General features: G+C 38.3%; 6 protein-coding genes. 2 read left to right on the plus strand and 4 right to left on the minus strand.

The annotated features are described in order from the left end of the window. Window positions 1-179 precede the first annotated feature (179 nt). The 4 genes from WH188_RS11960 to WH188_RS11975 form a co-directional block, all read right to left on the minus strand. Complete coding sequence (locus WH188_RS11960) at window positions 180-1,325, minus strand: FecR family protein (RefSeq protein ID WP_339424046.1); 1,146 nt, start codon at window positions 1,323-1,325, stop codon at window positions 180-182. 66 nt (window positions 1,326-1,391) lie between these two features. Next, complete coding sequence (locus WH188_RS11965) at window positions 1,392-1,970, minus strand: RNA polymerase sigma-70 factor (protein WP_339424047.1); 579 nt, start codon at window positions 1,968-1,970, stop codon at window positions 1,392-1,394. 298 nt (window positions 1,971-2,268) lie between these two features. Next, window positions 2,269-3,846, minus strand: coding sequence for a RagB/SusD family nutrient uptake outer membrane protein (locus WH188_RS11970; RefSeq protein WP_165905872.1), 1,578 nt, complete (start codon window positions 3,844-3,846; stop codon window positions 2,269-2,271). A gap of 10 nt (window positions 3,847-3,856) precedes the next feature. Beyond that, complete coding sequence (locus tag WH188_RS11975; protein ID WP_237682835.1) at window positions 3,857-6,988, minus strand: SusC/RagA family TonB-linked outer membrane protein; 3,132 nt, start codon at window positions 6,986-6,988, stop codon at window positions 3,857-3,859. A gap of 441 nt (window positions 6,989-7,429) precedes the next feature. Between WH188_RS11975 and WH188_RS11980 the strand changes: the two genes are divergently transcribed. After that, window positions 7,430-10,696, plus strand: a complete 3,267-nt coding sequence (locus WH188_RS11980) for a SusC/RagA family TonB-linked outer membrane protein (RefSeq protein WP_237682834.1) — start codon at window positions 7,430-7,432, stop codon at window positions 10,694-10,696. A gap of 14 nt (window positions 10,697-10,710) precedes the next feature. Then, window positions 10,711-12,159 (plus strand): SusD/RagB family nutrient-binding outer membrane lipoprotein, encoded by a 1,449-nt coding sequence (locus tag WH188_RS11985; RefSeq protein WP_132769652.1) that lies wholly within the window; start codon window positions 10,711-10,713, stop codon window positions 12,157-12,159. The last annotated feature ends 82 nt before the right edge of the window (window positions 12,160-12,241 follow it).

Consider the following 12,241-nt stretch of genomic DNA (forward strand, 5'->3'; position numbering starts at 1 on the left):
GCATCATTTTATTTATACATTTGTTCATTAGGTGATTGATTAGTAATACTTTAAGTTTATTTTGTTACCTTTTAATTGGTTCAGTTGCATGGCGGTGCAACTGGATTTTTTTGTTTTTAGGTGTTTGTTTAGTTGTTTTTTATCATAGGCATATTTTTTAATAGGTTTTGAATGGATAATTATTTTTCAACTTTTATCGTATTTTGCTTGAATTGGAATTTGACCGGTCCTGTCTTTTCCAGCATTTTCAATACATCTGAAAGTCGTACTTGCTTGGATAATTGTAGTGTATATCGTGTTCTTGGAAGTGAATTATAATCCACTTTTACATCATACCATCTTGCAATGACACGTAATATGGACGCCAATTCTTGATCTTCAAATAGAAAATCACCATTTTTCCAAGCCATAACAGATTCTATATCAGCTATGCTATGTTTTGATAGGCCAGAATGATGATCGGTCGTTACTTTAAAATTGGGCCTCATGAGAATGGTTTTTTCATCTTTTCCATGTAATGATCGAAGTGCAATTTGCCCCTCTAGCAGGGTTGTTTCTGAATAGCTTTCATCTTTATAAGCATTTACATTAAAATGGGTCCCTAAAACCTGGATTTCCTGCATGCCGTGCTGCACAGTAAATGGAACTTTTTTCTTTGCCACTTCAAAGTATGCCTCTCCCTGCAGCTGTACTTTTCTTTGGTGGCTAAAATCTAAATTGTACGAGAGAGAAGATGCTGAATTTAACCAGACATGTGTTCCGTCTGGAAGTAAAACTTCATATTTGCCCCCACGAGGTGTTTCTATGCTATTGGTACCTTTCAATCCTTTTGCTTTTGTATCCGCAATGATATACAGGAGCTGGCCATCATGATTGCTTTTCACCGTCAAACCTTTTTCTTTTAACAATGTCAGATTACTGCTATTGCTATCATCAAGTGAAATAGTGGTTCCATCCGCAAGTCTTAAGATGGCTTTATTCGTTCCTGGCATGATCTGTTCAGCTTGTTGAGACAGGTCTACTTTGGAAGTATTTTCAAGCTTTTGATTGAAATAAAGCATTCCAGTAATGCTCAGCATGATTATTACTGCCGCAGCTACCGGAAACCATCGTTTCCAATTTATAAATCTGCTCTTTTGAAAATGGATTTGATTTTCAATCTTGGATAAAATCGCCAATCGGCGCTCATCTGTAAAGAATGCTTCGTCCAATTCTTTTCCCTTACCATAGGTCTCATGAAATCTGGACAATAGCTGTTCTTCTTCGAAAGATGTTTCACCTGCGAGATACCTATCCAGTAATGCTAGAATTTCTTTTTGTGTCAAAATTTATGGTTATATGTATATATGAGTAAAAGGGATGATCTATCCCTAGGCAAAAATTGATTTTTTTTAAGGATGGAGTAGAAGAACCATAAATAACTCCACGCTGAGGGTTTTTCCCAGATTACTCCTTAAGAATAGTAGCGCATTTGATATATGATATTCAACTGTTTTCGTGCTAATGGCCAATTTTTCAGCAATTTCTTTATGTGAAAGATGCTCCAGACGGCTTAACTTAAAAACTTCTTGGCAACGGGAGGGAAGTGCATCGATAATCTGATTGATCTGTTGATCGAGTTCCTTATATTCCAATAGTTCTTGATTGCTATCGGTGCTCAGCGTATCCATAAAATTTACAATATCTTCTGTAATAGTCTTACGTCTCAATTGTCTCAGTATCTCATAACGTACAGATGCGTATAAATATGATTTTAAAGATATTTTAATGAACAGTTTTGAACGGATTTCCCAGAGGTTTACAAATACTTCCTGAATGGCATCTTCACATTTGTCATGGTCCTGTAGTATACGGTAACTGGATTGGTATAAGTTTTTCCAGTACTTATTGTATATAGCGGTAAGTGCTGAATGGTCATTATCCCTCAACTTTATCAATAGCTCGTCATCCCCAAATTGAGTGTTTTTCATAAAGCGGTTTTCTAGATACCCAATATATGTAGTATTTTTATAAATCACAAATTATGTAGTACATAATATATGGTTTTCACTCTTGTTATTGCTTTGAAAATTAGTTTTTTATAGGTATGCATGTGGCGAGTGTTAACGCTGTTTTGCGGATCGGATTTATTGAGTTTAAATTTATTTGTAGTAATAGTCTTTTACAATAATGATAAGATTAGATATAAATCTTTCGGTTCGAAAATGCAAAAAAAAGACTGCCCCCACATAAGTAGAGGCAGTCTTTTTGTATTTGATAAATGCTTATTTAATAATTTTTATTTTGAACTAAACTTCCTTTTCCTGCATCAATGGCACTTTGTGGTATCGGCCAAAGTTCATTTTTACCAGCAGTAAACGTTCTTTTTTCCACTAGGAATCTATCGGTTAAATTTGTAAAAGTAACTTCACCTGTAGTCGAATTAACTGATCCTTTAGATAAACTTCCATAAACAGTTGTATTCATTACATCTTGGGCAACACCCCAACGTATAATGTCAAATCTACGTCTGCCTTCACCTGCTAATTCAACTCTAAATTCACGCCTAACCAGCTCTCTTAGCTTAGCTTGAGAGGCATATTCGGATTCATTTACTTTTGGTAAACCTGCTCTTATTCTTACCTTGTTCAGTTGATCATAAACTGTAGCATTTATTTGATTTAGTTCAATTTTAGCTTCAGCATTTAGCAGTAAAATCTCCGCATATCTTTGTACAATAATATTCACGCCTACATTCCACACATTACTATAAGATGAAGGGTTTTGAAGATATTTACGGTAATTATATCCTGAATTAGATGCGTTATCTGCACTTGCTGGGTGATCTTTGGTATCGCCTAATGGGTCGAAGTATTTTCCAGCATACAATGCTCCAGGGTATACAATAGTAGCAGCTAGTCTTGGATCTCTATTATCATATGGTTTGGCAGGGTTGTAAGTCGTAGAGGAAGCAATGGTTTTTCCGTCTTTCGTTTCATATGCGTCCACAAGATTTTGGACAGGAATAATTGAACTCCAACCCCCGATGGTATTCGGCATCATAATACCTAGCTCAGTATAACCAAATGTATTTTCTATATATTGGATATCTGAAATGACTTCTAAGTTATTTTCGTTAGCGGCCTCAAACAGATTAGCATAGTCATTAAATAATTGATAATGGTTGAAATCTATGATTTGTTGAGTTGCCTTCAAAACATCAGCATGTTTATTCTGAAAAGCATATGTTCTAGCTAAAAAACCTAAGGCTGCCCCTTTTGTCATTCTTCCTTTTTCTGCTTGAACGACAGGTAGATCTGCTGCTGCAGCTATTAATTCATCTTCGATAAATTTAAATACTTCTGCCCTCGGGTTAGCTGGAACGGCAGAATCTTCTATGGCTAAGGTTTTGGTTATTAAGGGCACATCTCCGAAAAGAATGGCTAAATCTAAGTATCGATAAGCGCGCAGTGTTTTTACTTCTGCTGTTAATCTTTTCTTCAAATCAGCAGCAATTGGAGCTTTATCAATATTCTCTAAAATCCAGTTTGCTCTCCTAATATGTGTGTAGGTGAATCTTGAACTCGCATTACCTGGGTTTGTCGGGTTGAATGATCCATTACCGATTTGTTGAAAGCCTTCGTGTGAAAAATCATTATGTGAATTGTCTGAGGCACAATCCATGTAAAAGATCTGGCTGCCGGACTCCCATCCATTATATAATCCCGTTACTGCAAAAAGTGTTTCTTTTTCTGACGTCCAAAACGTTTTTTCACTTAATCGGTCTAATGGCTGTTGGTCTAATGACTCGCAAGAAGCTAACCCTAAGGCACATGCCAATATGATGTATTTATATTTACGTAACATTTTTTTTCTTTTAAAAGTTAACATTCAAACCAAAAATATTGGTCTTTACCTGTGGGTAATAATTTCCTCTTGAATCTGCTGGTGCTTCTGGATCAAATCCGTTGGCAAATCCTGTAATTGTCAATAAGTTTTGACCACTGTAGTATACTTTCGCTCCTTTGATACCAATTTTGTTCAATACACTTTGTGGTATATTGTATCCTAATGTGATATTTTTTAAGCGGACATAGCTTGCATTTTGAACCCAAAAATCGGAAGGATTAGTAGATGCTGAATTTTGACTCCAAGAGGTTAACGCTCGAGGCATAGAACCATTTGGATTATTGACAATATGGAAACGGTCGGCATAAATTTCTGTTGGTTTATCCGAACCGGTAATGCTACCTAAGGCTTCACCCCAGAGGTATCCTTTTACATCAGCAGCGCCTTGCCAAAACATATTAAGATCAAAATTTTTGTATGAGAAATTAGTTGTAAGGCCGAAAATGAATTTTGGATCAGGGGAGCCTAGATAAACACGGTCATTACCATCGATTTTACCATCACCGTTTTGATCTTTATAGATTAAATCTCCAGCGCCAACATCTCCTGTGACACCTGTAACTTTGGAATTAATATACTCTTCATCGGAACGGTAAATGCCCAATGTCTCATAACCATAAAATGAACGAAGTGGTAAACCACGATCGCGGACATAAAATGTAGAATGTGGCTCTGCGGCATCTGATTTCCACTCTAGGATCTCATTCTTAATGTAAGATGCATTTGCACCAATGTCAAATTTAAACTCTCCAGCTCTATTAGCATAATTTGCTTGAACTTCTAAACCTCTATTTCTAACTTTTCCTGCATTTTGAGTCGGAGAAGGAAGTCCAAATTGAATTGGTATAGGTAAAGTTGTATACAAACGATCGGTCGTGCGATTGAAATAATCGATTACAAAACTCCAGTTGTTTTTAAAGTTTAAATCTAAACCGATGTTAGAACTTACTGATCTTTCCCAAAGCAAAGCTGGATTTGCGGCAACAGAAACGGCACCTCCAGACGATAAGGCATTGCCAAATGCATAGTTAAAGCCAGAGTTTATGGTGTAAATACCTGGATACCACTCGTCATTGGTAGGATAAGCGTTTTCACCTACGCCAGTTAAAGTTTGATTACCTAAGATACCCCATCCACCTCTAAGTTTTAATTCAGATATGGAATTTGCTAAACCTGAATTCTGAAAGAAATTTTCCTGTGCTATTCGCCATCCTGCAGAGAATGATGGGAATGTGTTCCACTGATTGCTACTGACAAATCTGGATGAGCCATCTCGTCTCACATTGGCTTCAAATAAATACTTATCAGCAAATACATAATTTACACGACCAAAATAGGATCTTAAAATCAATTTTTTAGCTCCACCATTTGCCACTTGTCCAGAAGGGTCTCCTAGAACTAATTCTTGTAATTCAGTTCCTAAAAAATTCTGACGATATGCACTCGAAAAATCGGCACGTCTTGTTTCGTCCATAAAACCACCTAAGACATTAAGTTGATGCTTACCAAAAGTCTTGTCATAGGTTAGTAAGGATTGAAGCGTTAATAATTCTTCTTGATTGTTATAAACCGTTAAGTTATTTACACCTTGTTTTTGACTTGGTAAACCTGTGGTGTTATCATAGAATTGAATTTCCTTTACAAATTTTGAGGACATATTATCTCTAGGCTGGAAACTCACGACCTGCTTAAATTTCAGTCCTTCTACGATTTGATACTCAGCGGATACATTGATGTTGGCATGTTTATAGATCATGGCATCAGTTGATTTCATATCTAACCAGGCAATGGGATTTCCATCACCGTAATAGCCATAATATCCATTGGAGTATTTATAGGGAATGAAAGAAGGTATCCGATTGGCCTGCCTAAAAATTTGAGCCATATCTCCTGTATATGGATTTACAGGTTCATTGATCCGTTGATAGTTGTAGGATAAACCTAAATTCATCGAAAGCTTTGATGTAATTTTAGCTCCTAGATTTGTTCTAAAGTTATAACGGTCTGATTTAGCGACATCAATAACACCTTTCTGATCCATGAAACCCAAAGAAGCCATGTAATTTACCTTTTCGGTAGCACCAGAATACTGCAGATTGTGTGACTGCTGTAGACCGCTTCCAGAATATAATAAATCTAACCAATCGGTATCGGGGTATTTATCGGGATTAGATTTATTTTTGAATCCTTCTAAGTCTGCTTCTGAAAATCGTAGTGCTAACTTTTGATTCGCCAAGGCTTCATTCAAGATAACAGCATGATCGTATGATCGCATGTATTTAGGTAAGCGTGTCGGATCTTGCCAGCCAGCATAACCGGTATAGGTTAATTGCGGATCGCCCATTTTCCCTTTTTTTGTCGTGATCAAAACAACCCCATTGGCGGCTTTAGATCCATAAATGGCAGCACTAGGGCCATCTTTAAGGACAGAGATGTTTTCAATATCATTGGGATTGATGTTGTTCATGGAGCTCTCCACACCATCTACCAAAACTAAAGGGTTGGCATTGTTGGTGGTACCCAGTCCACGGATACGAATCGTTCCACCGTCTTTCCCGGGTTGACCTGAATTTTGAATGATGGTTACTCCTGCAAATTTACCTTGTAAGGCCGTTGATACATTGGTTACCGGACGATCTTGTAGATCTTTACTGCTGATTGCTTGTACTGCTCCAGTTAGGTTGACTTTTTTCTGTGTTCCAAAACCAACCACTACAACTTCATTCAACGTTTCATTGGATTCGGTAAGCTGTATAGACATGTTTCCAGATGTGATAACACGTTCTAATTTTTCAAATCCAACTAAAGAAAAAATTAAGGTTTGTCCTGAATTGGCTTTTATTGAAAATTGTCCTTTTTTATCAGTTGAAGTTGCGATTGTGGGATTTTCCTTGACAGTAATTGTGACACCATTAAGGGGGCCGGAACTGGAGGATACTGAGCCAGAGACAGCTTGTTGCTGGTTGAGTTGAAGTTGTACAATAATTTTATCTGTATTACTTGCATGTACATGATTTGGCATAGTCAAAGCCAACATGAGGGCAGATGTAATGGGATAAAAGTTAGTTACAAAAAAAGGTTTAGTAATCTTTTTTATCATAATGTTTTAATTAGTGAGTGTGGTTTATATTATGATTTGTCATCATAGGTGTCCAAAATACACCAAAAAAAATTAAAACAAAAGAGTTGAAAAGAGACAATCGATTGCGTAAAATGCTTCGTTAAGTATTTACAATTACAGATTATAAAAGACATCTAACGTAAATAAATTTATTCTATTTGCTCTTTGTGATCTTGTATTAACAAAAAGAAATTGCGACTAAATTCAGCTACTTAACTACTTAAGAAGTTTTTTGTGCTATTGTATAACGAGGTGATATCTCCTAATATATCCGTCATTAGCTTGCTTCATTTTTATGGAAGCTTAAACATAATGTTATGTTAACACAGCCTTAACCCATAATTGATCTTACATGCGTAGTATTGCAACAGTTTTAAACAACCCTGCAATTGCTTGCTGTGTTTTGAAGACTTATGAAGAATGAAAAATAGAAGAATTAAATTTTATCGGTATCCTGTATCTAAAGCTACCTCTTTGCTATTGATCGCAGGATTAGGAATGACGACTGCTGAAGCGAACAACAATTTTTTTTCTAAGCAGGAAACCTTAGCTATCAAACAACAAGGTATAATCGTTTCAGGACGTGTTGTCGATACAAAAACAAATGTTCCTATTGTGGGAGTTACGGTTTTGGTGGAAGGTAAAGCTCTAGGAACAACAGATGCACAAGGTAAATTTGAAATTAAGGCCCTACCGAATCAACAGGTAACTTTTAAAAGTGTGGGATACCAGCCGGTAAAGCGCACTTTTACGTCCAATGCACAGCAAGTTGTCATTGCTTTAGAATCTTCAGACGTTGCAATTTCTGAAGTTGTCGTGACGGCTCTGGGAATTAAAAGAGAAGCAAAATCACTAGGTTATGCAGTTAGTACCATCAGCAGTAAGCAGATGACCGATGCGGCATCCAGCAATTGGGTGGATGCGATGAAAGGCAAAGTTGCGGGTCTTAATATTACACAAGCGAGTTCAGGTCCTTTGAATACAGCTAGAATTACACTTCGCGGTGATCAATCCTTAGATCCGACGAAAAATGAGGCCTTGATTGTTGTTGATGGTGTGCCTATGGTAAATGGTCGCTTTAGTTCTGGCGTAACGGATGCTTACGGAGCTGGATCGAGTGGTGCAGATAAGGATGTACCGGTCGATTTTGGGAATGGGCTTGGTGATATCAACCCAGATGATATTGAGTCGATCTCCGTGCTAAAGGGTGCAGCTGCGACTGCATTATATGGAAGCAGAGCAGGTAATGGTGCATTGATCATTACGACAAAATCGGGTAAGCGGAATGCTAAGGGAATGGGCGTTACGGTTAATTCAAATACAAGTTTTCAGGATATATTGAAAATGCCCGACTTGCAGTATGAATATGGTCAGGGAAACCTAAACCGTAATGCTGCTGGAGAGCTTTACTATTCGTACGGGCTCAGTGAAGATGGCGCGAGTACGGGAGGCACTTCCAGTGCCTGGGGACCTAAATTTGATGGACAGCTGTTTTACCAATATGATCCGGCTGTTGAAGGTCAGGGTGCTACACGTACTCCTTGGGTACCTTATAAAGATGGTGTAAAAGGTTTTTTTAAAACCGGTGCGACTTATATGAACAGTGTGGCATTGGATGGCGGAAATGATAAATATTCGGCCCGCGGTTCCATCACACATACCAAAAATAATTGGATCATGCCGAACACAGGCTTTGAACGTCTGGTAGCATCGTTCAATACAAGTGCTCAAATTAGTGATAAATTGAAATTAAATTTAAAAGCTAATTACACGAATAAGACGAGTGATAATCTGCCTGCAACGGGGTATAATAATCAGTCGATTTCCTACTTTATGATCTTTCAAAATCCAAGTATTGATTTGGATTGGTACCGCCCGATGTGGCAAAAAGGTCAGGAGAATATTAAACAGATCCATCCTTTCAGTTCCTATATTGAAAATCCATTTGTTATCGCCAATGAAATGACCAATAGCCTAAATAGCAATGGTTTTGATGGAATGGTACAAGGTGTATATACGTTCAATCCGAAATGGGAATTGATGGTACGTTCTGGTATGAATATGAACTCTAACCTGCGCGAGCAACGCCGTCCTTGGGATACAGCAAATTTCCCTAAGGGCTACTATAAACAGCAGGATATCTTCTATTTAGAGTCGAATACTGACGCCTTATTGACGTATAACGATCAACTTACACCAGACTTTAAGATCCGTGCTACAATGGGTGGTAACTTGATGAAGCGGAATATCAAAGAAGCTGCAGGGATAGCTCGGGGTCTAAATATACCAGGAATATATAAATTGAGTAATGCCCTGACCAATGGTTTGGCCGATGGAAACAATTTAACACGCAGAGAGATTCAAAGTATGTTTGGTTTGGTGAATTTATCATGGCAGGATAAAATTTATGTGGATGTTACCGCTCGCAATGACTGGTCTTCAACATTACCTGCGGAAAACCGCTCTTACTTCTATCCTTCGGTTAGCAGTAGTTTTGTCTTAAGTGATCTGATGACTTTACCAAAGGCGATTTCTTTTGCCAAATTGCGTCTATCTTGGGCACAGGTTGGTAATGATGCAGATCCTTATCAAACGAGTAAATATTACTCAAGTTCTATTTTCCCAGGGTCAGCAGAAGCTCCTTCAAAATTACATAATGCGGAACTGAAGCCCGAAATTTCGACTTCTACGGAGGCTGGATTGAATGTTGCATTCCTGAACAATAGATTGACGGCTGATATCAATTTTTATTACAACCGCTCTAAGAACCAGATCTTAACGGTGCCTTTAGATCTGACAACGGGATACAGTTCTGCCATCATTAATGGTGGTTTAATCCGAAATCAAGGTCTTGAAATCAGTTTAACGGGTACACCGGTTAAAAATCAAAACTTCCAATGGAATACGACCTTGACCTGGTCTAAGAATGATAACAAAATCTTAGAATTAAGTGAGGGAGTAGATACACCGCAGCAGATTATTGCTTCTAGTGGGTCTGGCGCTGCACAGATTATTGCAACGGTTGGTGGATCTACGGGTGATCTGTGGGGATATGGCCTGGTAAGAAATGATGCTGGACAGGTTCTGATTGATGGAAAATCAGGACTTCCTGTTCGACCATCGGATAAGGTGAAGATAGGAAATGCCTATGCCGATTGGAGGGGTGGATTCAGCAATGAATTCCGATATAAAAACATCAGCCTAAGTGCTTTGATTGATGGACAATATGGGGGTATAGTATATTCCCAAACGCACCATAAAATGTCTGAACAGGGTAAACTGACCAACACGTTGAAGGGACGAGAGACAGGAATGATCGCTGGTGAAGGTGTGATTGCCAATGCTGACGGAACTTTCAGCCCAAATACAAAAGAAGTGCCTATCAATACCTGGTATGGTGATTATTACCGTCGTGCGAATGTCGAGACGAATAGTTTTAATGCTTCTTATTTAAAACTTCGTGAAGTACGTTTTGAAGTCGCTTTACCTAAAAATTTAATATCCCGCTGGAAAGTGAATAGTGCTTCTATCGCCTTTTTCGGGAGAGATTTATTTATGATCAGCAATTTCCCGATGTTCGATCCGGAGACTGCCGCATTAAACGGTGCTACGATTATGCCGGGAGTGGAAATGGGACAAATGCCGAGCACAAAAACATATGGTGTTAATTTGAGAGTGAGCTTTTAAGGAGGAATTTAGAGATGAATAAAAAATATATCGGTATCGCATTTTTAGCTGGACTTACTAGTCTTGTAAGCTGTACCAAAAATTTTGATGAATTAAATACAGATCCCAATAAAATTGAACAGGTGACACCCGGTTCTTTAATTACACCCACAGTATATGGGATGAGTACCTATTTTACAGTACGAAGTAATGACTTTACCTGGGAAATTATGCAAACAGGTTTGGCCAATCCCAGCGCTGCGAATGGCATCCACCGCTACTATTTTACAGAACAGTCGGGCGATGGCACTTGGAATACAAGCTATGCTTATCTGCGTAATATCCGCGAAATGGAAGCGGCTGCGTTGAAAAGTAATAATGAAGCTTATCAGGCTGTTGCTAAGACTTTGAAAGCCTATATCGTAGGTATTTTAACCGATAGCTTTGGAGACGTTCCTTTGTCTGAAGGTCTGCAGGCTGAAAGTGGCGTAACGAAACCTAAGTTTGATACGCAGGAACAGATTTATGCGGATATGGTAAAGGGATTGGAAGAGGCGAACAAGCTTTATCAGGGTGAATCTGTCATGAATGGGGAAGATATCCTGTATAAGAATGATAAAAAGCTATGGCGTAAATTTAATAATTCGTTACTACTACGCTATTATTTACGTCAGTCGAAACGTATGGATGCTTATTCAAAAATAAAGACAATTTTAGATAACCCGACGGATTATCCGATTTTTCAATCGAATGCAGAAGCAGCGGTGGTACAGGTGACGGGCTTAGCACCTTATGATTATGCTTGGGGAAGAAGACAGGATTACGTGAATTTTACGGCAATGGCTGAATTTTTTGTAGACAATCTGAATGCTTTGAATGATCCTCGCCGTCCCTTTATCATGAAAGAAGCGACACGTTTAGTAGATGGTAAAGTGGAGAGCATAGGCTATCGTGGAATCCCGGCAGGGCATTCCGGCGATCTTTCTGCCTATAACTTCAATCCGAGCACACCGAATGGAGATTTAGTATATCCAGAAGCGGTGGGTACTCCTGTTAAAGAACTGATCATGCCTTATGCTGAGGTTGAATTTATCAAAGCAGAAACTTACTTAGCATTAGGATTGACAAATGAAGCTAAAACGGCGTACGAGAAAGGTGTAAAAGCTTCGATAGAACAATATGGTGGTGTTATGCCGGCAACTTATTTTGAGAATGAATCCGCAAAATTTGATGGTACTCAGGAACGCATTATGATGCAGAAATACCTGAGTTTATTTATGGTGGATTATCAGCAATGGTTTGAATATCGTCGCACGGGTTTTCCAAAACTGCCTAAAACACCTTATATGTTTCATGATGGGGTAATGCCATCGCGTTTTATGTATAAAAATGAGGTCAGAAGGTTTAACCCAGATCATTATGCAAAGGCTGTTGCGCAAATGGGGGGAGATACTTACCACACGAAAGTATGGTGGGAAAAATAGTTTTTTAGAGCAATATCATATCGTTTTATTTTATGAGCCGATTACATCACGTAATCGGCTCATTTTTTGTGATGGATGGAAG

The organism is Sphingobacterium sp. MYb388 (assembly GCF_037479535.1).
GTDB classification, from domain to species: domain Bacteria; phylum Bacteroidota; class Bacteroidia; order Sphingobacteriales; family Sphingobacteriaceae; genus Sphingobacterium; species Sphingobacterium anhuiense.